The 392-nt window shown below is 79.8% G+C and carries 1 protein-coding gene; it reads left to right on the top strand.

The genetic code is table 11. The features are described 5' to 3' along the window. Positions 1-392, top strand: a 392-nt coding sequence (locus FOE67_RS28545; RefSeq protein WP_182667661.1) for an aminotransferase class I/II-fold pyridoxal phosphate-dependent enzyme, incomplete at both ends; no start/stop codon positions are given.

Raw genomic sequence — 392 nt, 5'->3', positions numbered from 1 at the left:
GGTCGGGGACGGGGGGCGCGGGGCCCCGCACGCCGCCGGTCTCGCCGGCGCCCCGGACGTGGTGACCACCGTCACGCTCTCCAAGTCCCTGGGGTCACAGGGCGGGGCGGTGCTCGGGCCCGCCCGGGTGATCGAGCACCTGGTGAACGCGGCCCGCACCTTCATCTTCGACACCGGTCTGGCCCCGGCCGCCGTCGGCGCGGCCCGGGAGGCCCTGCGAATGCTGCGTGCCGGGCCGGAGCGACCGGCCCGGGCCCGGTGGGTGGCGACGGAGTTCCACCGGCGGCTGACCGATGCCGGGTACGCGGCGGCCCGTCCGGACGCGGCGGTGGTCTCGGTCCGGGCCCCCGACCCGGCGGCGGCGGTGCGGTGGGCGGCCGACTGTCGGGAGG

Source organism: Streptomyces calidiresistens, assembly GCF_014141525.1.
Lineage (GTDB): Bacteria > Actinomycetota > Actinomycetes > Streptomycetales > Streptomycetaceae > Streptomyces > Streptomyces calidiresistens.
Note: the sequence above shows the minus strand (reverse complement) of the source record. Positions and strands in the feature narration are given on the sequence as shown.